At 67.0% G+C, this 24746-nt stretch carries 21 protein-coding genes; 12 read left to right on the top strand and 9 right to left on the bottom strand.

Annotated features, from left to right (window positions below; translation table 11 throughout):
- Nucleotides 1-31 precede the first annotated feature (31 nt).
- The 3 genes from AACH40_RS04765 to AACH40_RS04755 are packed head-to-tail and all read left to right on the top strand — an operon-like array spanning nucleotide 32 to nucleotide 4829.
- Nucleotides 32-2197 carry a primosomal protein N' gene (locus AACH40_RS04765; RefSeq protein ID WP_338644402.1) on the top strand — a complete coding sequence of 722 codons (2166 nt, stop codon included), beginning with the start codon at nucleotides 32-34 and terminating at the stop codon, nucleotides 2195-2197.
- Nucleotides 2197-3258 (top strand): glycosyltransferase, encoded by a 1062-nt coding sequence (locus tag AACH40_RS04760; RefSeq protein WP_338644401.1) that lies wholly within the window; start codon nucleotides 2197-2199, stop codon nucleotides 3256-3258. The genes AACH40_RS04765 and AACH40_RS04760 overlap by 1 nt, the downstream gene beginning before the upstream one ends.
- Nucleotides 3255-4829, top strand: coding sequence for a cryptochrome/photolyase family protein (locus AACH40_RS04755; protein ID WP_338644400.1), 1575 nt, complete (start codon nucleotides 3255-3257; stop codon nucleotides 4827-4829). Before AACH40_RS04760 ends, AACH40_RS04755 begins: the two co-directional genes overlap by 4 nt.
- 257 nt (nucleotides 4830-5086) lie before the next feature.
- Here AACH40_RS04755 and AACH40_RS04750 read toward each other — a convergent pair whose 3' ends face one another.
- The 4 genes from AACH40_RS04750 to ada form a co-directional block, all read right to left on the bottom strand.
- Entirely contained in the window at nucleotides 5087-5620 is a 534-nt protein-coding gene (locus AACH40_RS04750) for a GIY-YIG nuclease family protein (protein WP_338644399.1), read from the bottom strand.
- A gap of 253 nt (nucleotides 5621-5873) precedes the next feature.
- Entirely contained in the window at nucleotides 5874-6377 is a 504-nt protein-coding gene (locus AACH40_RS04745) for a ferritin-like domain-containing protein (protein ID WP_169492524.1), read from the bottom strand.
- Between the two features lie 55 nt (nucleotides 6378-6432).
- Nucleotides 6433-7332: a type II CAAX endopeptidase family protein gene (locus tag AACH40_RS04740; RefSeq protein ID WP_338644398.1), complete on the bottom strand. Its 900-nt coding sequence runs from the start codon at nucleotides 7330-7332 to the stop codon at nucleotides 6433-6435.
- Nucleotides 7333-7334: 2 nt separating this feature from the next.
- Complete coding sequence (ada, locus tag AACH40_RS04735; RefSeq protein WP_338644397.1) at nucleotides 7335-8390, bottom strand: bifunctional DNA-binding transcriptional regulator/O6-methylguanine-DNA methyltransferase Ada; 1056 nt, start codon at nucleotides 8388-8390, stop codon at nucleotides 7335-7337.
- A gap of 96 nt (nucleotides 8391-8486) precedes the next feature.
- On the opposite strand from ada, the gene AACH40_RS04730 reads away from it, so the two are divergent.
- The 7 genes from AACH40_RS04730 to AACH40_RS04700 all read left to right on the top strand — a co-directional run bounded on the left by AACH40_RS04730 (nucleotide 8487) and on the right by AACH40_RS04700 (nucleotide 16221).
- Entirely contained in the window at nucleotides 8487-10043 is a 1557-nt protein-coding gene (locus AACH40_RS04730) for a serine protease (protein WP_338644396.1), read from the top strand.
- Nucleotides 10044-10476: 433 nt separating this feature from the next.
- The gene (locus AACH40_RS04725; RefSeq protein ID WP_338644395.1) at nucleotides 10477-11031 is read left to right on the top strand and encodes a F0F1 ATP synthase subunit delta; all 555 of its coding nucleotides are present in this window, start codon (nucleotides 10477-10479) and stop codon (nucleotides 11029-11031) included.
- Between the two features lie 33 nt (nucleotides 11032-11064).
- Nucleotides 11065-12594: a F0F1 ATP synthase subunit alpha gene (gene atpA, locus AACH40_RS04720; RefSeq protein ID WP_169492519.1), complete on the top strand. Its 1530-nt coding sequence runs from the start codon at nucleotides 11065-11067 to the stop codon at nucleotides 12592-12594.
- Nucleotides 12595-12704: 110 nt separating this feature from the next.
- A complete protein-coding gene (locus AACH40_RS04715; RefSeq protein ID WP_169492518.1) occupies nucleotides 12705-13577 on the top strand; it encodes a F0F1 ATP synthase subunit gamma in 873 nt (290 codons plus the stop codon).
- Between the two features lie 52 nt (nucleotides 13578-13629).
- A complete protein-coding gene (locus AACH40_RS04710) occupies nucleotides 13630-14208 on the top strand; it encodes a putative colanic acid biosynthesis acetyltransferase (RefSeq protein WP_338644394.1) in 579 nt (192 codons plus the stop codon).
- Between the two features lie 210 nt (nucleotides 14209-14418).
- Nucleotides 14419-15870 (top strand): F0F1 ATP synthase subunit beta, encoded by a 1452-nt coding sequence (atpD, locus tag AACH40_RS04705; RefSeq protein ID WP_338644393.1) that lies wholly within the window; start codon nucleotides 14419-14421, stop codon nucleotides 15868-15870.
- Between the two features lie 93 nt (nucleotides 15871-15963).
- Complete coding sequence (locus AACH40_RS04700; protein ID WP_169492513.1) at nucleotides 15964-16221, top strand: ATP synthase F1 subunit epsilon; 258 nt, start codon at nucleotides 15964-15966, stop codon at nucleotides 16219-16221.
- A gap of 432 nt (nucleotides 16222-16653) precedes the next feature.
- Here AACH40_RS04700 and AACH40_RS04695 read toward each other — a convergent pair whose 3' ends face one another.
- The 3 genes from AACH40_RS04695 to AACH40_RS04685 are packed head-to-tail and all read right to left on the bottom strand — an operon-like array spanning nucleotide 16654 to nucleotide 19035.
- A complete protein-coding gene (locus tag AACH40_RS04695) occupies nucleotides 16654-17589 on the bottom strand; it encodes an alpha/beta hydrolase-fold protein (RefSeq protein WP_338644392.1) in 936 nt (311 codons plus the stop codon).
- A gap of 4 nt (nucleotides 17590-17593) precedes the next feature.
- On the bottom strand, nucleotides 17594-18727 hold the full coding sequence (locus tag AACH40_RS04690) for a hypothetical protein (RefSeq protein WP_338644391.1): 1134 nt from the start codon (nucleotides 18725-18727) through the stop codon (nucleotides 17594-17596).
- Nucleotides 18724-19035, bottom strand: coding sequence for a PadR family transcriptional regulator (locus AACH40_RS04685; protein WP_169492134.1), 312 nt, complete (start codon nucleotides 19033-19035; stop codon nucleotides 18724-18726). The genes AACH40_RS04690 and AACH40_RS04685 overlap by 4 nt, the downstream gene beginning before the upstream one ends.
- Before the next feature lie 210 nt (nucleotides 19036-19245).
- Here AACH40_RS04685 and AACH40_RS04680 point away from each other — a divergent pair, with 210 nt between their 5' ends.
- Nucleotides 19246-19728, top strand: coding sequence for a GNAT family N-acetyltransferase (locus tag AACH40_RS04680; RefSeq protein ID WP_338644390.1), 483 nt, complete (start codon nucleotides 19246-19248; stop codon nucleotides 19726-19728).
- A gap of 248 nt (nucleotides 19729-19976) precedes the next feature.
- Here the strand turns inward: AACH40_RS04680 and AACH40_RS04675 are convergent, their stop codons facing one another.
- Nucleotides 19977-21227 (bottom strand): S8 family serine peptidase, encoded by a 1251-nt coding sequence (locus tag AACH40_RS04675; protein ID WP_338644389.1) that lies wholly within the window; start codon nucleotides 21225-21227, stop codon nucleotides 19977-19979.
- A 164-nt stretch (nucleotides 21228-21391) separates the two neighbouring features.
- Here AACH40_RS04675 and AACH40_RS04670 point away from each other — a divergent pair, with 164 nt between their 5' ends.
- On the top strand, nucleotides 21392-22063 hold the full coding sequence (locus tag AACH40_RS04670) for a response regulator transcription factor (protein ID WP_338644388.1): 672 nt from the start codon (nucleotides 21392-21394) through the stop codon (nucleotides 22061-22063).
- Between the two features lie 30 nt (nucleotides 22064-22093).
- Here AACH40_RS04670 and AACH40_RS04665 read toward each other — a convergent pair whose 3' ends face one another.
- Nucleotides 22094-24637 (bottom strand): TonB-dependent receptor, encoded by a 2544-nt coding sequence (locus tag AACH40_RS04665; RefSeq protein WP_338644386.1) that lies wholly within the window; start codon nucleotides 24635-24637, stop codon nucleotides 22094-22096.
- Between the last annotated feature and the right edge of the window lie 109 nt (nucleotides 24638-24746).

Raw genomic sequence — 24746 nt, 5'->3', positions numbered from 1 at the left:
CCGCTCATGCCCGCCATATGCAGTCCCCACGATGAACCGCGTCCGCTGCCTTGTCTTCAACGCCGCCCTCGGGCCGCTGGACTATCGCGTGCCCGAAGGCATGACGGTGGAGCCGGGCAGCGTGGTCGTTGCGCCGCTGGGGCCGCGCCAGATCGTGGGCGTTGTCTGGGAGGCCGAACGGCTGCCCGCCAGCGAGGTTCCGGATGCGAAGCTGCGCCCGCTGCTGCAGGTCCTGCCGGTGCCGCCGCTGGCCGCCCCGCTGCGCCGGCTGATCGAATGGTGCGCAGATTACTACGTCACAAGCCTCGCCTCGGTCGCGCGGATGGCGCTGTCTAGCAGTGCGGCGCTGCGCGGCGGCGGAACGATCACCGAATACCGCCTGACCGGGCACGAACCGGCGCGCCTTACCCCGCAGCGCGCGCAGGCGCTCGATCTTCTGAACGGACAGCAGGGCACCATCCGCGAACTGGCCGAGATCGCGGGCGTGTCCGACGCGGTACTGCGCGGCATGGTCAATGCCGGCATCCTCGAAGCCGTGCTGGTCGATAGTGACCGCCCCTATCCCGCGCCCGATCCGCGCCATGCCGAGCCCGATCTTTCGGCCGAGCAGGCCGAAGCCGCCGCCAAGATGGTCGCCGCGGTCGAGGCGCACGAATTCCGCCCGTTCCTGCTCGACGGGGTGACCGGTTCGGGCAAGACCGAAACCTACAGCGAAGCCATCGCTGCCGCCATCGCAGCTGGGCGGCAGGTGCTTGTCCTGCTGCCCGAAATCGCGCTGACCGAAAGCTTCCTTAAACGGTTCGAGGCGCGCTTCGGCGTGCCGCCGGTCACCTGGCATTCCTCGCTCAAATCGTCCGAGCGCCGCCGCGCCTGGCGGCAGGTCGCCTTCGGGCAGGCCCGCGTCGTGGTCGGCGCGCGCTCGGCGCTGTTCCTGCCGTTTGCCCGGCTGGGCCTGATCGTGGTCGACGAAGCGCACGAGATCAGCTTCAAGCAGGACGATGGCGTGCGTTACAACGCGCGCGACGTGGCGGTGATGCGCGCCCATTTCGAAAGCGTGCCGGTTGTGCTGGCCAGCGCCACGCCCGCGCTCGAAAGCCTGCAGATGGCCGAGGCCGGGCGCTACGAACGGCTCGTCCTGCCGAGCCGTTTCGGCGGCGCGACCCTGCCCGACATCCGCGTGGTCGATCTGCGCGAGCAGCAGCCGCCCCGGGGCCAGTGGCTCGCCCCCGTGCTGGTCGATGCGCTGAGGGACCGGCTGCTCAAGGGCGAACAGAGCCTGCTGTTCCTCAACCGTCGCGGCTATGCGCCGCTCACGCTATGCCGCACCTGCGGCCATCGCTTCCAGTGTCCCAACTGCTCGGCCTGGCTGGTCGAACACCGCCTTTCGCGCCGCCTTGCCTGCCACCACTGCGGCTACGAAGTGCCCCCGCCCGACGCCTGCCCCGAATGCGGCGAGAAGGACTGCCTCGTCGCCTGCGGCCCCGGCGTGGAACGCATTGCCGATGAAGTCGCCGCGATCCTGCCGCAGGCGCGCGTCGCGCTGGTCACCTCGGACACGCTGACCAGCCCCGCCAAGGCCGCCGAATTCGTGGCGCAGGCCGAAGCGAAGGCAATCGACGTGATCGTCGGCACGCAGCTCGTCACCAAGGGCTTCCACTTTCCCGAGCTTACCCTGGTCGGCGTGGTCGATGCCGACATGGGGCTGGAAGGCGGCGATCTGCGCGCGGCCGAGCGCACCTACCAGCAGGTCGCCCAAGTCGCCGGGCGCGCCGGGCGCGGTGAAAAGCCGGGCGAAGTGCTGATCCAGACCCGCCATCCCGAAGCCCCGGTGATCGAGGCGCTGGCGAGCGGCGACCGCGACGCGTTCTACGCCGCCGAGACCGAAGCCCGGCGCGAGGCAAACGCCCCGCCGTTCGGGCGCTGGGCCGCGATCATCGTCTCATCCGAGGACGAGGCCGAGGCCCGCGATGCCGCCCGCGCCATCGGTGGCACCGCGCCGCGCCTGAAGGACGTGCTGGTGCTGGGCCCCGCGCCCGCGCCGCTTTCGCTGCTGCGCGGACGCTATCGCTATCGCCTGCTGATCAACGCCCGCCGCTCGACCGAGTTGCAGCGCGTGATCCGCGAATGGCTCGATCCCTTGCGCTTTGCCCCCGGTGTCAGGGTTGCGGTGGACGTCGATCCCTATAGCTTCGTGTGATGCGTTCCCCCGGCCCCGCACGACGCCGCATCCTTTTCGTCGAAACCTTCGGCGGCGCGGTCTACGACGATCGCGCGCTCGGCCAGGCCGGCCCCGCCATCGGCGGCAGCGAGACCACGCTGGTGCGCATCGCCTGCGGCCTTGCCGCCACCCATCATGTCGACGTGGTGCAATATGTCCGCAAGGAGCCGCGCGATGGCGGCGACGTGCGCTGGCATCCGTGGAGCGCCCTGCGCCAGCTTGCCCGCGCCGCTGATGCCATCGTCGTCCAGCGCCACGATGAACTTGCCCCGCGCCTGCGCCGCTTTGCCCTGCGCACGCCGATCTTTCTGTGGAACCACGATTCGATCGATTACGCCGAACTGCCGCCGCCCTCGTTCAAGGCCGACCGTGAAGCGCTGCTCCACGGCCTAGCCGGCATTACCCGCCTGTGCCTTTCGCCCTTCCACGCCGCCAACCAGGCAGAGGCGCTGCGGCGCCAGCGGCGCCTGCCCGGACCGCCTTCCCCACGCATCCGGGTCATTCCCAACCCGGTGGTGGTGTACCCGCCCGACCCGCGACCGCCGCTCGATCGCGACAAGCTGGTCTACTGCTCCAGCCCGACCGACCGCCTGCCGATGATCCTTGCCGCGTTCGCCGCCGCACGGGCGGAGATGCCCTCGCTGCGCCTGCACCTCGCCAGCCCGCGCTACGATCCAATTCGCGAGGAGGACCTGCCCGCTGATCGCGACGGCATCGTGCTGATGGGCTCGCTGCCCCAGCCGGAACTTCATCGCCAGCTGTCCGACGCGCTGTGCCTGTTCTACCCGCAATGGGTCGTGCCAGAGGCGTTCGGGCTGGTCTTTGCCGAAGCGCACGCGCTCGGCACGCCCGCGCTGGCGCACGATTTCGGCGCGGCGGTCGACCTGCTGACGCCGGACGAGCGGCTGGATGCGCGCGATCTTGGCGCCGTCGTCGCGCGGGTGCGCGCCTGGCGCGATGGCGCGCGGCCGCAGGTCAGCGCCAACCCCGCGCTGACGCTGGAAGCCGTGCTCGGCCAGTGGCGGGAACTGCTCGGATGACCACAAGCAACGACAAGCAGGGCCCGGTCCTCGTGCTGATCCTGGGCGACCAGCTTTCGCCCGCGATTTCCAGCCTCGCCGACCGGACGCCTGACGATACCGTCGTGCTCATGGCCGAAGTCGCCGACGAGACCACCTACGTGCGCCATCACAAGGCCAAGATCGCGCTCGTCCTCTCGGCCATGCGCCATTTCGCCACCGAGCTGCGGCAGGCGGGCTGGACGGTCGATTACGTGCGGCTGGAAGACGAAGGCAATTCGGGCAGCCTCACCGGCGAAGTCGCGCGCGCCATCGCCCGGCACGATGCCCGCGGCGTGCAGGTGACCGAGCCGGGCGAATACCGCCTGCGGCAAGCGATGGAGCAATGGCGCGAGGACTTGCCCGTCCGCCTGCGCATCCTGGCCGACACGCGCTTCGTCTGCCCGCTGCCCGATTTCTACGAATGGGCCGCCGCGCGGCGCGAACTGCGCATGGAGTATTTTTACCGCGACATGCGCCGCAAGACCGGCCTGCTGATAAAAGGCGACAAGCCCGTCGGCGGCCGCTGGAACTTCGACGCCGAAAACCGCGCCGGGCCGGAAAAGGGCGCCAGCTTCCCCAGCCCGCCACGCTTCGCCCCCGATGCCACGACGCGCGACGTGATCGCCATGGTGGAAAGCCGCTTCGCCCGCCACTTCGGCACTCTGGATGCATTCAACTGGCCGGTAACGCGGGCGGACGCCGAACGGCTCCTCGCCCACTTCCTGAAACAGCGCCTGCCCCACTTCGGTCGCTGGCAGGATGCGATGGTCGCGGGGCAGGACTTCGTGTTCCACGCCCTGCTTTCGCCCGCGATCAACCTCGGCCTGCTCGATCCGCTCGCCGTGTGCCGGGCCGCCGAGGCCGAGTACCACGAAGGCCGCGCGCCCATCGAGGCGGTCGAGGGCTTCATCCGCCAGATCATCGGCTGGCGCGAATACGTGCGCGGCATGTACTGGCTCGACATGCCCGCCATGGCCGAGGCCAATTTCCTCGATGCCACCCGCCCGCTGCCCGACTTCTGGTGGACGGGCGAGGCGAAGATGCGCTGCCTGTCGGAAGCCGTGCGCACCACGCGCGACAATGCCTATGCCCATCACATCCAGCGGTTGATGGTGCTGGGCAACTTCGCGCTGCTGGCGGGGCTCAAGCCGCAAGAGGTGGCCGACTGGTTCCTCACCGTCTATGCCGATGCCTACGAATGGGTCGAACTGCCCAACGTCGCCGGCATGGCGCTCCACGCCGACGGCGGCCGCCTCGCCTCCAAGCCCTATGCCGCGAGCGGCGCCTACATCGACCGGATGAGCGACTATTGCGGCACCTGCGCCTACAAGGTGAAGGTCAAGACCGGCCCGGACGCCTGCCCCTTCAACGCGCTCTACTGGCACTTCCTCGCCCGCAACGAGAGCAAGCTCGCCCGCAACCCCCGCCTGTTCCAGCCCTACGCCACCTGGCGCCGCATGACCGCGGACAAGCAGCGCGAATATATCGAGAGCGCCGAGGCGTTTCTGGCGACGCTGGAACCGGCGGAACCGGGCTGGGCGCGGGAGTAGGGGATAGCCGCTTCCGCCAGTTGCGGTCATTGGGCGTTGCAGTAGGCTGGTACACATGAGGTGTTTTGCAGCCATTGTTCTATTCGGATCGTTGTCCGGCTGTAGTTCTTCTCGCTACCAGCCTTTACCGCCGATCGCCGACAAGTTGCCGTCCGATGTCCGTGACGCAGAGCCGGAGTTCGACAGGCGGGTAAAGGCTGCCTATCCAGCCGGCTCTTCTGAAGAGACTGCAGTCGCAGACTTGCGCCACGCCGGTTTCATAGTGTCGCCCCAAACAGGTAACGGATATCGGTCTGCTGACATCCAGCGCGGCAACCTGAACTGCCAAACAATCTGGTCAGTGCGATGGAGAGCCAAAGCGGGCCGATTGCGCGAGGTATCCGGTGTCTATGGTTACCGTTGCCTTTAGTTGAAGGGCAAATCCCCACCCAAATTCCTCGTCGCCCCGTGATTGACACGGGGCTTGGCTGCTTTGTGCTCGCGCTTTGCGCAACCGCCGCCGGATACCACTGGTCCCAATTGTCCAGCCAATCGCGATTGTCCGCTTCGATCAGCGCGAACTTCCATTCCCGGCGCCATTTCTTGACCAGCTTCTCGCGCGCAGTCGCGAGCTCGATTTCCTCGTGGCGATCGGCATAGACAGGGCTTGTCTTGCCGAAGTCCCTGGCGTGGATCGAGCCTTGACCCTCGCGGTGCTGCCGCACGCGCCGGATCAGATCCGAGATGACACCGACGTACATCCCGCCGCAGAAGCTGTTCGCCATGATCGTGACCCAGCCGACCTTTTCCATCGGGCCAGATTGGCAAGTGCAGGGTCGCAAGGATAGCCAAGCCCCGTGTCAAGCACGGGGCGACGGATAGGGTGTTCTATTGGTAGTCCGCTAACAATCCACACAGTCGGCCCTTGAACAACACGCCGTCATCCCGGGCTTGACCCGGGATCCCGCTTTCTTCCTGCAACCTCGTCGGAACAGCGGGACCCCGGGTCAGGCCCGGGGTGACGGGAGGAAGGCAATGCGGACCTTCTTCCGGACACCAGCTCCCCTACCCCTCCAGCAGTTCCGCCGCCGCCAGCAACCTGTTCCCGTGGTCCACTTCCTCAGCCCCGTTCTGGCGCAGCAGCGCGGCGGCTTGGGGGTTGTCGATGCGCGCGGCCCAGCTCTCGTAGAGCGCCTGCCCGCCGAATTCGCCCTGCGCCTGCTTGCGCAGGCCTTCGGGCGTGATGGCTGCTACCGGCAGGTCATCGGCGGCGGCGAGATAGGGATTGTCCTCAGCCTCCGGCGGCTCGAACTCGCCACCGCCGAGCAGGCCGACGACTTGCGCCGCACGGCGGGCGTGGACCATTTCCTCGCGGCCGTTGCTGTGCAGGATGTCGATCACGCCGGGATGCTCGGTGCCCTTGGCCGAAAGCTGGTAGAGTGTCTCGCTCGCCGCCTCGACCAGCGCCATGATCTTGATGTCGTCCACGCTCGGGCTGGTCACCGTCCCGATATGCGCGAAAGCCTCGCGCAAGCTCTGCGGCCAGCCCGGCTCCAGTGCAAAGGCCATTGCTTCTCTCCCCGATTGTCGTTCGCTCGCAGCCTGCCTGAAACCGGCCCCTGCGTTAAGCGCTTTTCGCCTCATCCGTTGGGGGTAACCAACCGAACGGCACCCAGTGTCCGCGCCGGATCGCGATGCGAAGCATGATGAGGCCGGCGATCGTCGCGATCACCAGCGTCACCGCCGACGCTTCGAGCCCGAAGGCGCCGCCGGTCAGCCAGTCGGGGCCGTTGCGTTCGGTCAGGAACAGGCCATCGCCCGCCGGATTGCCCGACACCGGGATCGACCAGATGAACCCTTGGGTGAAGTTCCAGCCGGCGTGGAGCCCCACCGCCAGCCACAGCCGCCGCGTGACCATGTACGCCGCGCCAAGCAGGATGCCCGCCTCGACCGCGATGGCCACCGCCGCGAACAGCGACGCGCCGGGATTGGCAAGGTGCGCCACGCCGAAGAACAGCGAGGCGGCGAACAGGCCGACGATGCTGCCGCCCAGCTTTTCCACGAAGCGGAAACCGATGGCGCGGAACATCACTTCCTCGTTGACCCCCGCCGCAAGCGACATCGCCGCAATGGGGAAGAAGATCGTGCCGTGCCCCATGCCGGTAACCTTCAGCCCGCCCATCAGCGCAACCGCGCCGACAAGCAGGCTGAACAGCGCAACGCCGAGCGCGAAGCCACCCGTCACCTCTTTCAGCGAACCCATGCCGAGCGGCAGTTCGCCATCGGGCTTGCGTTCGATCCATCGCTTGAACGCGCGGTACGCCAGAAACGTCGCCATTACCGCCGCGACGGTGAACGGGAACACCAGCGCCGGGTTGATCGCCCGGATCTGGTTGGGACCGAAGCTGGCGAGAACGATCGCCGGGAAGCCGACCAGCGCCTCGCCAAGGATCAGCAAGGTCAGCGGATGGGCAAGGATGCGTGAAAACGTACCAGGCGCAAGATCGCGCGCAGAAGTGGCCATGGTTACCCCCCTACGTCGCGTCCGACCTCCTTATCGAGCAGCGCCTGCTTTATCGCAAGGCCATAGGCATAGCCGCCAAGGCTACCGTCCGATCGCACCACGCGGTGACAGGGGATCAGCACAGCGACGTTGTTGGCCCCGTTGGCGCTGCCCGCCGCGCGCACCGCGCCGGGCTTGCCCACCGCGGCCGCGATCTGGGCATAGCTGCGCGTCTCGCCCGGCGGGATCCGCTGCAGCTCGCGCCACACCGCCTCCTGGAACGCGGTGCCGCGCACGTCGAGCGGGATGTGCGCCGCGCTGCCCGGCGCCTCGACCGCCGCCACGACCTGCGCCAGCAGCGCGGCGAAGTCCTCGCCGCCTTCGACCAGCTCGGCCTTGGGGAAGCGCCGAGCCAGCGCATCGGGCCCTTCGGCGAAGGAGAGGCGGCAAACCCCCTTGTCGGTCGCGGCCACCAGCATCGCCCCCAGCGATGTTTCGACCACCGCCCAGCGGATCGTCACCCCCGCCCCGCCATTGACCCACGCCGATGGCGCCATGCCCAGCCTCCCCTCGCTCGCCGCATAGAACCGCGACGGTCCTGAAAATCCCGCTTCGTAGATGGCGCCCGTCACGCTCTCCTCGCCGCTCAGCGCCTCGGCGGTCCGCTCGGCGCGCAGCGCGCGGGCATAGGCGGCGGGCGAAAGGCCGGTGTGGCGCGCGAACACCCGTTGGAAATGCGTCGGCGAATAGCCTGCCTGCGCGGCGAGATCGGCAAGCGCCAGCGGCTGGCCCGCGCTGCGGATCGCCGCAATCGCTGCCAGCACCGCGCGTTCATCGCGCGCCACGTCGTCGGGGCTGCAGCGCAGGCATGGCCTAAGTCCCGCCGCGCGCGCCGCCGCGCCGTCTGCGAAGAAGCGCACGTTCTCGCGCCGGGGATGCCGCGCCGCACAGCTTGGCCGGCAATAGATCCCCGTGGTCAGCACGCCCGTCACGAAGCGCCCGTCGGACGCCCGGTCGCGCAGCAGCACCGCGCTCCAGCATTCCTCGTCATCCAGTGCCTCGCTCATGATCTTCGACATGACAGGTCTCCTTCCTGCCGAAAAGACTATGCGCTCCACCTCGCGTCCGCGTCCCGCCGCTTGCGGTCAAAGCGAAAGGCGGCAAGAAGTCCGCGCATGACAAGAACGGTCGCCCGCCTTTTCGCCGCCCTCTGCCTCGTGCTGCTTGGCAGCCCCGCGCTTGCCGACCCGGCCGACATCGCCGCCGCCAGCCGCAGCGTGGTGCGCGTGGTGATCCTGCAGACCGACGGCACCCGCGCCAGCATGGTCGGCCACGGCACCGGCTTTGCCGTTGCGCCCAACCTTGTCGTCACCAACGCCCACGTCGTCGAACAGCTGCGCAATGACGATTCGCTGCTGGTCGGCGTCGTCCCGCCCGAAGGCCGCGCCGGCGTGCAGGCCACGCTTGTCGCCTATTCCCCGCGCAACGACCTCGCGCTGCTGCGCATTGACGGCAAAGGGATACTGCCCGCCGCCACGATCTATCCCGGCGCGGTGCAGGACAGCGCCGAAGTCTTCGCCGTGGGCTACCCCGGCAATGTCGACATGGCGCAAGGCCTGTCGATGGCCGACCTCGTCACGCCGCAGGCCGCGGTGAAGACGCGCGGCTATGTCTCGGCCGGGCGCTCATCGAAGCAGTTCGACACCATCCTGCACACCGCGCCCCTGGGCTCTGGCAATTCGGGCGGACCGCTACTCGATTCGTGCGGCCGCGTCGTCGGCGTAAACAGCTTCGGCACGGTCAGCGACAACGGCACCGATTCGTCGTTCTTCTTCGCCATCTCGATGCGCGAGCTTGCCGCTTTCCTCCGCCAGGCCGGGGTAGAGCCGCACACCAGCGGGCTGCCCTGCACCTCGATCGCCGATCTCGACCGCGCCGATGCCACCCGCGCGATGAGCGATCAGGCCCGCGCCGCCGCCGAGGAACAGACCCGCTTGGAAGCCCGCCAGCGCGCGCAGGACAAGGCGCGCCGCGATGCGGAGCTTGCCGTGCTGTCCGAACGCGACAACGGCCTGGCGCTTGCCGCACTGTTGCTGGTGGGCGCGCTCGCCATGGGCGGCTGGGCGTTCATGCAGGGCCAGCGCGGCGAATCCCGCGCGATGAAGATGTTCGGCGCGGTGGCCGGCCTGCTGGTGCTCGGCGCGGTGGTCGCCTGGTTCCTGCGCCCCTCGCTCACCAGCATCGATGAACGCGCCGCCGATCTCGCCGCCGCCCCGGACGCGAGCGCATCGGCCAGCGATGCCGCTCTGCCTGCGCGCGCCAACGGCACCGGCAAGATGACCTGCGTGATCGATGCGCAGCGCAGCCGCGTCACCGTGTCGGACATCACCGATGTGCCGCTCGACTGGAGCGCCGACGGCTGCGTCAACGGTCGCACCCAGTATGGCCTGGCCGAGAACGGCTGGAGCCGCGTGCTCGTCCCCAATGGCGAGGACACGATCTCGGTCACGCATTATGACCCGGCAACGCGCGGCTACACCGTCGAACGCTTCCTGATGGGGCTGGACGCGATGAACCAGGCCCGCGCCGCCCGCGCCAAGATCGTCGCCCCGGCCTGCGGTGCGGGTGAAGACGCCGCGCGCCAGTTCGGCGCGGCACAAGCGGCGATCACCGCGCTGCTGCCGGCCGAGCCCAACGAACGCATGCGCTACAACTGTCAGCCGACGCCCTGATGGAGCGCCACCCCCGCCAGCCCTGAATCTTGTCGCGGACCTTCCTTCCCCGGCCCTGTGGGACCCAAGGCTGGACGGTCCTTCGACAAGCTCAGGATGGGGGGCTGAGGGACAGACAGCAGCCCGCGAAACCCAAGCGCTCCCCCACCACCCCCGCCCGCCCTGAGCCTGTCGAAGGGCTGCCCTTTCCTCGACGGCGCACCCCAGGCTCGCACACAAGCGCCCCAGTTCGGCAAGCCCGAAACCGGCAAAGACGAACCCCGACGCGCACCCCGCGCGCATACGTCTGCACAGGCGAGACGGTCCGGCGGCATCTGCTCTCTTGTCATATGGGGTCGACGTTGCTAGGCGCGCCCCGTCTGCGGGCCGTCGCGTGTTTTTCGCGCGGCATGAGTGCCTGCCCGGCTCATCGGTACTAAGGGGACACAGGCGCGTGGAGATTTCCGGCGGCATTACGGCCAGCTTGGCAGGGCGCTACGCTTCGGCGCTCTATGATCTGGCGAACGAGCAGGGCTTCGTCGCCGCTGTCGAGGCGGATCTCGAAAAGCTCGCCGCTGCGGTGCGCGAATCGGACGATCTCGCCGCGCTGATCCGCAACCCGCAGATCGGCCGCGATGCGGCTGGCCGCGCGGTCGATGCGGTCGCGAACCTGCTGGCGCTCTCGCCGCTGACCAGGAACTTCCTCGGCGTGCTCGCCGGCAACCGCCGCCTGTCGGCGCTGCCCGATGTCGTCCGCGCCTTCGTGACCATCGCCGCCGCGATGCGCGGCGAAGTCACCGCCGAAGTGACCACCGCGCACCCGCTCGACGATTCGCAGCTGGCCGCGCTCACCGAAAAGCTCGCCGCCCGCGAAGGCAAGACCGTGAAGGTCAAGGCTTCGGTCGATCCCGAGATCCTCGGTGGTCTGGTCGTGCGCATCGGCAGCCAGATGATCGACAGCTCGATCCGCACCCGTCTCAATTCTCTCGCCCAGGCGATGAAGGCCTAATCGGCCCGTACAAGGTTCCAGGAAGGACTGAACATGGAAATCCGCGCCGCTGAAATCTCCAAGGTCATCAAGGACCAGATCGCCAGCTTCGGCGCCGAGGCTCAGGTCTCGGAAGTCGGTTCGGTGCTGTCGGTCGGTGACGGCATCGCCCGCATCCACGGCCTCGACAAGGTCCAGGCCGGCGAGATGGTCGAATTCGCCAACGGCGTGAAGGGCATGGCCCTCAACCTCGAAGCCGACAACGTCGGCGTCGTGATCTTCGGCTCGGACGCCGAAATCCGCGAAGGCGATACCGTCAAGCGCACCGGCACCATCGTCGACGTTCCCGTCGGCAAGGGCCTGCTGGGTCGTGTGGTTGATGCTCTGGGCAACCCGATCGACGGCAAGGGCCCGATCGAGAACGCCACCCGCCAGCGCGTGGAAGTCAAGGCGCCGGGCATCATCCCGCGTAAGTCGGTGCACGAACCCGTGCAGACCGGCCTCAAGGCGATCGACGCCCTCGTTCCCGTGGGCCGTGGCCAGCGCGAGCTGATCATCGGTGACCGCCAGACCGGCAAGACCGCCGTCGCGATCGACACCTTCATCAACCAGAAGGACGTCAACAAGGGCGACGACGAAGGCAAGAAGCTCTACTGCATCTACGTCGCCGTTGGCCAGAAGCGCTCGACCGTGGCGCAGATCGTTCGCCAGCTCGAAGAAAACGGCGCGATGGAATACTCCATCGTCATCGCCGCAACCGCTTCGGAGCCCGCGCCGCTGCAGTACCTCGCGCCCTACACCGGTGCGACCATGGGCGAATTCTTCCGCGACAACGGCATGCACGCCGTGATCGTGTACGACGACCTTTCCAAGCAGGCTGTGGCCTACCGCCAGATGTCGCTGCTGCTCCGCCGCCCGCCGGGCCGCGAAGCCTACCCCGGCGACGTGTTCTATCTCCACAGCCGCCTGCTCGAGCGCGCCGCGAAGATGAACGACGAAAACGGTGCCGGCTCGCTCACCGCGCTGCCGATCATCGAAACCCAGGCGGGCGACGTTTCGGCCTACATCCCGACCAACGTGATCTCGATCACCGACGGCCAGATCTTCCTTGAAACCGGCCTGTTCTACCAGGGCATCCGCCCGGCCATCAACGTCGGCCTCTCGGTGTCGCGCGTCGGTTCGTCGGCCCAGACCAAGGCGATGAAGAAGGTCGCCGGCTCGATCAAGCTGGAGCTCGCGCAGTACCGCGAAATGGCCGCGTTCGCCCAGTTCGGTTCGGACCTCGATGCCTCGACCCAGAAGCTGCTCAACCGCGGTGCGCGCCTGACCGAGCTGCTCAAGCAGCCGCAGTTCAGCCCGCTCGCCTTCGAAGAGCAGACGATCGTGATCTTCGCCGGCACCAACGGCTACCTCGACAACATTCCCGTGTCGCAGGTCACCGAATACGAAGCCGAGCTGTTGCACCACCTGCGCAACGACAAGCCCGAACTGCTCGCGGAGATCCGCAACAGCAAGGACCTGGGCGATGCCGCCAAGGCCAAGGTCATCGAAACGCTCGACGCCTTCGGCAAGCAGTTCGCCTGACGCCCTTTTCCCGTCACCCCGGCCTCCGCGCCGGGGTCCCGCTCTTGCGGGGCAGAACCAAGCGGGACCCCGGATCAAGTCCGGGGTGACGATTTAGAGGAACCGATAGAGTGGCTTCACTCAAGGAACTCAAGGGCCGGATCAACTCGGTCAAGTCGACCCAGAAGATCACCAAGGCCAAGCAGATGGTCGCCGCGGCCAAGCTGCGCAAGGCGCAAGCCGCGGCCGAAGCCGCGCGCCCCTACGCCAGCCGCCTTGCCGAAGTGATGGGCAGCCTCGCCGCCAAGGTCGCCGGCCAGAACAACGGTCCGCTGCTGATGCGCGGGACGGGTTCGGACAAGCGCCACCTCCTCGTCGTGGTCAACACCGACAAGGGGCTGTGCGGCGGTCTCAACTCGAACATCGTCAAGGAAGCGCGCCTGCGCGCCCGCGCGCTTGCCGCAGAGGGCAAGGACGTGACCTTCTACCTCGTCGGCAAGAAGGGCCGCGCGCCGATCAAGCGTGACTTCCCCGGCGCCATCGCCAAGAGCTTCGACACCAGCCTGGTGCGCACGCCCGGCTTCGACGAAGCCAGCGCGATCGCCCACGAACTGATCGCCATGTTCGAAGCCGGCGCGTTCGATGTCGCCCATCTCGTCGCGCCGAAGTTCCGCACCGCGCTGTCGCAGGACCCGGTCACGACCCAGCTGATCCCGGTCCCGGCGCCCGTCGCCAAGACCGAAGGTGGCGCCGTGGTGGAATACGAACCGAGCGAAGAGGAAATCCTCGAGGACCTGCTGCCGCGCTACGTCACCACGCAGCTGTTCGGTGCGCTGCTGGAACGCGAAGCTTCCGAACAGGGCGCCTCCATGACTGCGATGGACAACGCCACGCGAAACGCGGGCGAGCTGATCAACAAGCTCACCATCCAGTACAACCGCAGCCGCCAGGCGGCGATCACGACCGAACTGATCGAGATCATCGCCGGCGCCGAAGCGCTCTGATCGAACGAAAAGGCCGGGGCTTGCTCCGGCCTTTCTCTTTGGAGCCGAGACCGTGGCCGAACCGCTTTCCGCAGAGGCAACCGGCAACCGCGAAGGCGGGCCCTCGTTCTCGCTTGGCAATCGCCTGTTCCGGATCGTCTGGGGCCTTGCCTGGCTGCTGCTGTGCCGCTGGACCCCGCCCCCGCTCCATGCCTGGCGCGCGCTCGTGCTGCGCGCATTCGGGGCCCAGCTGGGTCCCAGGTGCCGTATCTATGGCTCGGTCTCGATCTGGCACCCCGGCAACCTGGCGTGCGGGCGCAACGTCACCGTCGGCCCCGGCGCGCGGCTCTACAACCAGGGGCGCATCACCATCGGCGATGACGTGACCATCTCGCAGCGCGCCCACGTCTGCGCCAGCACCCACCGCGTCAACGACTTCCACTTCCAGCTCGTGCTGCGGCCGGTCACGATCGAACGGCTCAGCTGGATCGCCGCCGAAGCCTTCGTCGGGCCGGGCGTCACCGTGGCCGAAGGCAGCGTCCTTGCCGCGCGCGGCGCGCTGTTTGAATCGACGCAGGCCTACGGCGTGTACCGCGGCAATCCCGCCACCCTGCTCAAGACACGCGTGCTTTCCAACGTGCCGCAGGAATGATGCAATTCCGCCCCTTTGCCTCGCCCATGGCGAAAGATCGTGCATACCAATGCACGGCTTATCCGCGACTGCGTGCCCAGCCCGGCAATCGACAGTGGACGCAAGCGCCAGGTTGTGCTTAGGGGCACGCCGACTCAACTGCCGCTTTGGACCGATGCCTCGGCCTCGCCACACGTGTGGGCCGAGCGAAGAAAGATAAGGAACTGACGCATGGCAACCGCCCCCGTCATCAGCACCACTGGCAAGATCAGCCAGGTCATCGGTGCTGTCGTCGACGTGACCTTCGATGGCGAGCTCCCGCCGATCCTGACTGCGCTTGAAACCGACAACAACGGCAACCGCCTCGTTCTCGAAGTCGCGCAGCACCTGGGCGAGAACACCGTCCGCACCATCGCGATGGACTCGACCGACGGCCTGACCCGCGGTCAGGCGGTGGCCAGCACCGGCGCGCAGATCTCGGTTCCGGTCGGCCCCAAGACGCTGGGCCGCATCATGAACGTGATCGGCGATCCGATCGACGAACGTGGCCCGGTCGGCGCGGAACAGACCGCCCCGATCCATGCCAAGGCACCCGAATTCATCGACCAGTCGACCGAAGCGGCGATCCTGGTCACCGGCATCAAGGTCATCGACCTGCTCGCGCCTTATGCGCGCGGCGGCAAGATCGGCCTTTTCGGCGGTGCGGGCGTGGGCAAGACCGTGCTCATCCAGGAACTGATCAACAACATCGCAAAGGGCCACGGCGGCGTGTCGGTCTTCGCGGGCGTCGGCGAACGCACCCGTGAAGGCAACGACCTCTACCACGAATTCCTCGACGCCGGCGTCATCGCCAAGGATGCCGACGGCAACCCGACTTCGGACGGCTCCAAGGTCGCGCTCGTGTTCGGCCAGATGAACGAACCGCCGGGCGCCCGCGCCCGCGTCGCCCTGTCGGGCCTGACCATGGCCGAATACTTCCGCGATCAGGAAGGCCAGGACGTGCTGTTCTTCGTCGACAACATCTTCCGCTTCACCCAGGCGGGGTCGGAAGTGTCGGCGCTGCTCGGCCGCATTCCTTCGGCGGTGGGCTACCAGCCGACGCTCGCCACCGACATGGGCCAGCTGCAGGAACGCATCACCTCGACCACCAAGGGCTCGATCACCTCGGTGCAGGCGATCTACGTTCCCGCGGACGACTTGACCGACCCTGCCCCGGCCGCCTCGTTCGCGCACCTTGACGCGACGACCACGCTGAACCGCGCGATCTCGGAGCTGGGCATCTACCCGGCGGTCGACCCGCTCGATTCGACCAGCCGCGTGCTTTCGCCCGCGATCGTCGGCCAGGAGCACTACGACACCGCCCGCCGCGTTCAGGAAACGCTGCAGAAGTACAAGTCGCTGCAGGACATCATCGCGATCCTGGGCATGGACGAGCTTTCGGAAGAAGATAAGCTCACCGTCGCCCGTGCCCGCAAGATCCAGCGCTTCCTGTCGCAGCCGTTCCACGTCGCCGAAGTGTTCACCGGCATCCCGGGCAAGTTCGTCCAGGTGGAAGACACCGTGAAGTCGTTCAAGGCTGTCGTCGACGGCGAATACGACCACCTTCCCGAAGCCGCGTTCTACATGGTCGGCGGCATCGACGAAGCGGTCGAAAAGGCCAAGAAGCTGGCCGCCGAGGCCTAAGGCTCACTGGCCCTCTCCCCTCGCGGGAGAGGGTTGGGAGAGGGGTGGCCCGCCGCCCCGTCTCACGCCGCCCAGTTTCACGAAGGACCACAGATGTCGCTGCACTTCGAACTCGTCACCCCGGCCCGCCAGGTCCGTTCGGAAGAAGTCTACATGGTCGTCGTGCCCGGCACCGACGGTGAATTCGGCGTGCTGGAAGGCCACGCGCCGTTCATGTCGACGATCAAGGACGGCACCATCCGCGTCTACCGCGCGGCGGGGGCAAGCCCGGAAGAAATCAAGGTCCAGGGCGGTTTCGCCGAAGTGGGCGACAAGGGCCTGACCGTCCTTGCCGAACACGTCGAAGGCTGATAATTAGTCCCGAGACCTGACGAAAAGGCCGGCCCGATGGGTCGGCCTTTTTCGTTTGCAGGGCTGGCTCTGGATGAAAGCGCCACGAGGCGCATCAACTTGCGAGACGAACTTCTTGCAACATTTCGCAGGTTCGCGTCATCAACCTGACAGGAGACAGAATCGCGGCTGCTTACGACCAGAATGCGCCCTTCCTGTCAGCGGATGGGAACGACCGCTCGGGCTGAAAGCGGCCATAGGCAGCCCTAGTCGCTCCGTCGGCGGCAGCGGCCTGAAACCGTTGTTCCGCTCTGGCAGTTCGCCCCCAGTTGTAACCGTCAACGCGTTCCTCCAACGAGCACGTCACGACGAGCTGGAAGCGTAGCGATCTTCGATCTCCGATTCGAAATGGCAATCAGCGGTTTGGAACCCGCCAAGTTGCGTTGATGCAGGTCAGTCCGAGACAAGGAATGCTGCGAGAGATGCTGCATCGGTGCCGCAGTGTCCGCCATAGATCGGATGCCACTCCGTCCTGACGCCGCGACCCCGCGCTCTGTCGGCAAGGCGCTGGGTGCCTTCGAAATTGCCATAGGCGTCGTACAGGCCGTTCGAAAGGTAGAGCGCTGGGTAGCTCGGGCCTGCGCGCTCGATCAGCGTGAGCGGCGAGACACGCTGCCATTCCGCGTTGTTCGCCGCGTATTTGCGCGCCAACATCCAAACTCCGAAGATCATCTTGGGGTCGGCCCCCGTCCGTTTTGCCGACGCGCGGATCTCCGAGAATGTGGCGAATGGTGACACCGTGTAGACGCCGGGGCAGAGCGCTGCGACCTTGGCGAAGCGCGTGGGATAGGACAGGCCCGCAATCAAGACGTTGAGGCCGCCCATCGATTCCCCCAGCAGCAGGCGTCGTTGAGGACGGCCGACCTTCGCCTCTATCGCCGGCAAGCGACGCATCATGTCGTCCAGCAAGCCGCTGTCGGCCTTCTCGCCCTTCGGGGTCAGCAGCCAGGTAGATCCGTAGGACAGCTCGACCACGGTTGGGGGCAACGCGGCGTTCCGTTGCCATTCGCTCTGCACCATCGCGGTGAGGTATGTGTCGTCGTTCCAGATGCGTTCGTCGAGGCCCCTGCCATGGAGATGGTAGAGGATGTCGCCGTTCGTCCCCCGCCTGTCCCGATAGATGCAGTAACGAAGCGATCCATCCGTGCCGCACGTCTGTGTCGCAGGATCGAAGGAAACGACCTGATCGCCACGCCGCTGCGTGATCTGGCCCCACGCGTAAGTGAGCAGGCTCACGATCAACGCGGCGACGAGCCAGTATCGGTAGGGACGGCGCACCATGTTGGCGACCATGCGGCGGAGCTTGCCGCGGGTTTCGGGCAGAGACATGCGATCAGGCCAGTGCAATGAGAAGGTGTCGATCGGACGCTGTCCCATCCGCCGGGTCACGCGCCCAGGCAGCGCCCCCGGCACGGGCGCCTGCGCGTTTCGGAAGGGCCAGAAGGCTCAATGCGTAGCCGATGATGGCGCTGCCGCCGTATCCGACAACCGGCGTTGGATAGTTGCCGAGGGCAGCGGCCAGAATCACGACCAACCAGATCGCACCGAAGGCAGAATAGGTCGCGCGGTTGTCGGGGTCGCGGCGCCAACCGGCGATCGCCGGAACCAGGAGCAGGGCCGAACCGCTCAGCACCGCCAGGCCGGCGACGGCATGCACGTCGAAGGACGAATACAGGATCTGATCGACATACGGGACCGCCGGCAGCCGATCGGCGCGAACAAGCGTTAGCGCGAAACCGATCACACTGGCCGCAAGCGCGGTGAGGACGTACGGGTCCCGGCGTATGGCCGCGAGCGTTGCGAGGTATAATGCGAGCATTGCAGCCATCGACCGGTCGGGCTGAAGGGCCATGGCAAGAGCGGCCGCGATGATGCCCACCGTCGCGGGCGTGCTTCGGGTTCTCGCGAACAGGGCGAGCATCATCGGCAGCAGAACAAGGCTGGGCTGCACGCTCAATCCGCCGATATAGACCCAACGCACAGCCCCCTCGACGTCGGCACCGAGCAACGCCGTTGCCAGCAAGGCACCCGCCATGGCGATGATGGCGGCCTCCGCCGAACATCGTTCTGCCGTGACCGCGCGACCAAGCACCGCCAGCATCGTTAGGCCGATCACCAGCGCGGCGGCGTTGACCCAAAGATAGCGCGTCGGTGCGCCGGCGGCCGCCATATAGACGAGGCCAAGGAGGACGGCACCAGTCGCGCAGAGGATGCCAAGCGCGCGAGGGCTGCGCATCGCAGCACCGCCGAGCAAGGCGGCGACTGGGTGAAATACCTGCGCTGCGATCACGCGGGGGAACAGCCCGCACAGGCTGTTGAGCGCGAACAGCAGCGCCGTCGTGTCGTCGGAGATGCCTGCCGTCTCGTATCGGATCGCCCATCCCCAGGATTGCAGCGAGGGGGGCAGCGTCGCTTGCAGCGTGCGGCACGCGAGATTGGCGAGCGAGCGGCGAAGGCCGGTGCTCATGTCGTCGCTTCCCGACGTGGCGAGGCGGGCGCCAGCGCTTGGGCGGGGAGATTGGCGCGGGCAAGCTGCACGCCACTTGCCGTCAGTCGGTACGCATGTCGCGGCGGACGCCCGCCTTCCAGCGGTTGCTGCCATTCCGCTTCGAGATAGCCTTGCGCCTCCAGGCGGATCAGGAGCGGATACAGCGTCCCGGATTTCACGCCCGCAAGCCGCACCAGTTCATAGCCGTGCGACCATTGGTCGGCTGCGTCGAGGAGAACGGCGAGGACCGTCTTTGCATGGGGGGAAAGCGCGCGTCTTCGGGGCATGTATCATTTACTCTACCTAGATAGATTTATCGTCAAGCCTCCATTTTCGTTAAGCTGAGGCGGCTCGGATATTGTCTGGTACAAACGAAAGCTGCCGCCCGAAGGCGCGCTGTCTAATGACCGGTAAGTCCCAATGCCAGACCTGCTACACCGCCCCTCGAACACTACCGTCAGTTACTGGACGCCTTAACCTTCTCTAGGCCGCGAACTATGCCCCTCCCCCAACCCCACATCCGCCACGCTACCGCCGCCGACGTGCCCGCGCTGCTCGATCTCGTGCGCGATACCGGCACGCTCGATTTGCACACGCCCTATACCTACTGGGCGCTTGCCCATGCCGGGCTGCTCCTCGTTGCCGAGCGAGACGGGAGGCTGGTGGGGTTACTTACCGCGATGCGCGCGCCGGAAGGCAGCGCCATGCTGCTCTGGCAGGTCGGCCTGCGCGAGGGCGAGCGGGGGACGGGACTGTCGCAGCGGTTGCTCGATGCCTTCTTGGACGAAGCGCGGGCGCTTGGCGTCGCTACCGTCACCCTGACCATTGCCGACGACAACCTCGCCTCGCAGGGCATGATGCAGCGCTTCGCGGCACGGCATGACCTGGAGCTCGAACGCGTCGGCGATACCGGCCCCGCCGCCACGGCGATGGCGCTCGAAACGCTCTACCGAATAAAGCTGACGCACGCGTCAGTATAGGCGTTGCATATACAAGATGGGCAAGCGCTGTCCTACAGGCGCAGGATGCGCTAGAAGTGCCCTCCTCGCTCGTTGAAATCGTCGGTAATCAAGGTCTTGTGCCAGTACTCGCGATCAGCGGGCGAGGCGGCCGGATTTAGCTCTTGGACCGTGTAAACCCCGTCAACCCCCTGCCCTGTGCCGAATCGGAAAAGGGGCCGCCGAAGCGACCCCTTCCCCCCTCCCCGAACCGTGATGGCACCAGGCGCTCAGTGGACGCCGAGCGTGTAGACGTCGCCCGCCACGCGGGTGACCGTGCCACCCGCCTTGACCCCGGTGCCCCACAACAGCAGGCCGGCCAGGTGCGGCGTCGCCATTGACGTGCCCGAGATCGTGTTGGTGCCGCCATTGAGCCAGAGCGAGAGCACGTTCACGCCAGGCTCGATGTAATCGACCGGCGGCTGGCCGTAGTTCGAAAAGCTCGCCCAGACATTGCCCTGCTGTTCGGCCGCGACGATGAAGGTGTTGGCGCAGGTGACGTGCGAGGGCGAATAGCCCGAGGCATCCGCCCCGTCGTTGCCCGCGGCAATCGCGAACAGCACGCCGGTCGCCGCCGCCTGGCACACGGCGGTGTCGAGATCGGTAGACATCGGCCCACCCAGGCTCATGTTGGCGACATCGCCGGGCTTGCCCTTGGCCGCCACCGCGTTGACGCCCGCGATCACGTCCGAATAGGCGCCGCTGCCGCGCCGGTCGAGCACGCGGATGGCGACCACCTTGGCGCCGGCCGCAACGCCGACGACGCCCTTGCCGTTGCCGCCGATCGCCGCGATCGTGCCGGCCACGTGGGTGCCATGGCCGTTCAGGTCCTGCGGCGAGGTTTCGCGGGTGACGTAGTTGGCGCTGAGCGCGGTATCGACATTGAGATCGGGGTGGGTCAGGTCGATGCCGGTATCGACCACGAACGCCCGGCCAGTGCCGGTATAGGCCTGCCCGCCGTTGACCGCGGTGATGCCCCAGGGCACCGTCTCGGTCGAACCGCCGCCACCGCCAGGCTTGGCGCTCGCTTCGATCGGCTTGACCAGTTCGGCCACCTGGTCCTGCGAGCAGTGATCGATGTTGGGGTTCTTTTCCACCAGCACTTGCGCCGCCTGCTGCGGCAGCGTGATCGAGAAGCCGCCGAGCACCGCGTCATAGACATGGCCCGGCTTGCCCCCGACCGAACCCGCCGCGCCCTGCGCCGCGGTCCGCACGGCGGCGCGTTCGACCGCGCCCTTGGCGAACACGCAGATCCAGCTGTCGGGAATGCCCTTGCCCGCCGCTGCCAGGATGAGCCGGCCTGTGCCGGTCGTCGCCCGGGCCGCCGGGACGCCCGTCGCGCCGCCCCCGCCGCCCCGGCTCGCCAGCGTGACGAGGCTTGAAACCGCGCTGGCCGTCGCTCCGCTGCCCCCTGCCGCCGCCAGCACCACGCCGCCCGCTGCCAGCGCCACAACCGACGCCGCCATCATCCACTTCTTCATGCACGCCCCCGTTCACAAGAAATTATTATCGGAAGCTATCACCGAACACGGCGAGCGCGAACGGGAAACTGCGCCATCGCGCCAAGCGGCCGCCGCAGCCTTCATCGTCATGCAAGCGTCACAAAATCACGACAGATAGGCCTCGCCTCAAGTTGCGGGACCCCATGCGCCAGATCGACATCCTGCTTACCGAAACGCTGCCCGGCGGGCACGATCCGTTCGTCCACGGCGACCTGAAGGTGCAGTTCCACCGCTGGCGCTGGGGCAGCCCGATCCCGCTGCTCGATGGCCAGCCGTGGGCCTTCGTCGACTGGGTCCTGCCCGACATGTCGGGCCTGGAGTTGTGCCGCCGCCTGCGCTGCGATCCGGTGACCGAGCAGGCCCACGTGACGATGATCCTGGAAGAGGACGAAGCCGAGGCCAAGCGCCGCGCACTGCGCGCCGGGGCTGATGACTACATCGTCGGGCCGGTCGACCGCGGCACGGTGCTGGATCGCGTGCTTTCGGTGCAGATTCCCGAGCGGGAGGCGCCGGGCCGGACGCTGCAGCTCGGCAACCTGACGCTCGACCTTGCCGCGCTGCAGGCCCGCTGGAAAGACACGCCAATCGCGCTGATGCCCAACGAGCTGCGCCTGCTGCGCTACCTGATGGAACAGCCGGGCAAGGTGTTCAGCCGCGCCCAGCTGATCGGCGCGCTGGGCAAGAACGAGCAGCCGATCGACGAACGCACCGTCGATGCCTGGGTCAGCCGCCTGCGCCGCGCGCTGCGCGAAGTGGGCGCGGGTTACCCCTTAAGGACCGTGCGCTCGCTCGGCTACGTGCTGGACAAGCCGTAGCCGCCCCTTCAGCCGAGCGAGCGCGACGGATCAGAACTTCGCGCCGGCGCGCAAGCCGATCGTGCGCGGCGTGATCGGCACGTAGTACGGCCGGCTGGTGCACGCCCCGCACTGCACGAACCGCGACAGCTGCCCGCGCTCGTCGAGCAGGTTCTGCACGAAGAGTTCGAGCGAGTAATTCGGCCAGTCCGCGCCGAGCGAGAGATTGACCGTGGCGAAGTCGGGCAGCTCGCCCAGCTTGGCCGCATAGTCGACGCGGATATCGGACGAGGCCTTGGACTGGTAGGCCAGATTGAACTGGCCATAGACCTTCGCTTCGCCCACCGGCACGGTGTAGCGCACCGTCGTCGTCGCCTTGAACCGGGGGGTGATCGGCAGGCGGGTGCCGGCCGGCGCCTGAACCGACGAGGTAGCGCAGGTGAACGTCGGATCGAACACCGCGCACAGGTTCTGGCTCGTCTTGGCATCGGTATAGGCCGCCGCCACGTTCACGCTCAGCCGTTCGATGTTGAAGCCGGCATCGATATCGAAACCGCGGATCCGGGCGTTCGGGCCGTTGGTGATGACGGTGAAGCTGTTCGGCCCCAGATAGGCGAACTGGAAGTGCTTCCAGTCCTGCTGGTAGATCGCCGCGTTCAACCGCAGCACGCCGCCCAGCGTGGTCTTGAGCCCCAGTTCGTAGTTGATGAGGTAGTCGGGCTGGTAGGCGCCGAAATCGCCACGCCGGTTCTGGCCGCCGGGGCGGAAGCCCTTGGACACGGTGGCGTACATCATCAGCGTGTCGGTGGGCTTGTAGGTCGCATTGAAGCGCCAGGTCACGCCATCGCCCTTGGCGACGACCGGCTTGACCTTGCCGTTTTCATAGACACCCAGGTTGGTGCACGGGCTGCCCGAAACGACCGCCGGCAACAGCACGCGCGACGTGGCGTACGTGTCGGTATCGCGGTCATAGAGCCGCTGGCCGGATTCGGTGAAGCACTGCGCCACGCCGGTGCGGTTGCTGCCCACGGCGTTGGGCGGCGAGCCATCGTAGAGCCCGTTCGCCCCCGGATTGCGGCCGAAGCCGAAGAAGCCGACTAGCGAGTTGTCGTACTTGAACAGGCGCGCGCCGCCCGTCACCGAGAACTTCGAGGTGATGTCCCAGGTCAGTTCGCCGAACGCGGCGTAGTCCTTGTCGACACGTTCCTGCTGGGTGAGCCAGAGCGTGCCGGGCGAACCGTTGACCGAAAGTTCGGGAGCAAGGTTCGCGACCTGGTAATCCTGGTGGATCGCGTTCGACTGGCGCTGGAAGAACGCGCCCGCCACCAGCCGCAGCGGCTGGTCAGACGGCGAGGCGATGCGCAGTTCCTGGCTGATCTTCTTGAAGTGATCGGTGCCGATCACCTTCTGGCGCGGGTCGATCGTGTTGCCGGCCGCATCGTGGAAGTAGAGGTAGCTGGCGACGCCGCCGTACGAAGCATAGAGCTGGTCGTAGGTTTCGGCGTAGTCGGTATAGTCGCTGGACGAGTAGGTCTTCCGCTCCATGTAGGAGCCGGCATAGGTCACGTCCCAGTTGCCGAGCTTGCCTTCGATGGTGAGTGCCGCGCTCCAGAAATTGTCGTCGCGGTATTCGGGGAAGAAGTGCTGCACGGCAAGGTCGCCCACGCGGGCATCGGTGCCATAGGAGCCGTGGCTCTTGGTATCCTGGTACATCACGGTCGGCGTGACGGTCCAGTTGTCGTCGAGATCCACCTTGAGCGCGGCGCGGCCGCCGTAGATTTCGGTGTCGTTGTAGTCCTTCTTCACGAAGGCTGAATTGTCGACCGAGATGCCGCCGTTCTTCGATGGCGGGCAGCCGAGCGGATCGCCTTCGGGCAGGAAGCTGCGGCAACCGGCGACGTTGTCGATGAACCCGGCATCGCGCTGGTAGTAGCCGACCACGCGCAGCGCCGCCGTCTGCGAGAACGGCACGTTGATCATGCCTTCGAGCTTGCCGCCCTGCCCGCCCTTGTGGACGGTGTTCACTTCACCATCGACGCGCCCGTAGAAGCCGCTGGTATCGGGCTTGTTGGTGATGATGCGCAGCGTGCCCGCTTCCGACGAGGCGCCGTAGAGCGTGCCCTGCGGCCCCGACAGGCTTTCGATGCGGGCAACGTCGTAGATGTGGACATCGAGATTGCCGCCGACCGTGGTGACCGGCTGTTCATCGAGATAGACGCCGACCGAGGGCAGCGAACCCGAGTGGTTGCCATCGCCGCCCGAGGCGACGCCGCGCATGTAGATCACGTTCGTGCCGGGGGTGCCGGCCGACTGCGCGACGACCGAAGGCAGCTGCTGGGTGTAGCTGTTGAAGTTGCTGACGTTGAGCTGTTCGAGCTTTGCTTCGCCCAGCGCCTGGATCGAGATCGGCACCTTCTGCAGGTTTTCGCTGCGCTTCTGCGCGGTGACGATGATGACGTCGGGCCCGTCGGCCGCCGCTGCGTTATCGGCCTGCGGCGCCTGTGGCGCTTCCTGCGCGAGAGCCGGTGCGGCCAGCAGCGCGCCCGATGCGAGAAGGAGGCCGTGTGCGATCCGCGCCTTGCGGGACATCCTCATGATATTTGCCCACCCTTGTTATGACTTTGTCCAATAACAAGCGTGCGCCGCGCAAGGGCGGGCGGTCAAGATAGCAACGCTTTGAAACTATCGTTCGTCCACGGGCGTG

Source organism: Novosphingobium olei (assembly GCF_037076535.1).
In the GTDB taxonomy this organism is placed as follows: domain Bacteria; phylum Pseudomonadota; class Alphaproteobacteria; order Sphingomonadales; family Sphingomonadaceae; genus Novosphingobium; species Novosphingobium olei.
Note: the sequence above shows the minus strand (reverse complement) of the source record. Positions and strands in the feature narration are given on the sequence as shown.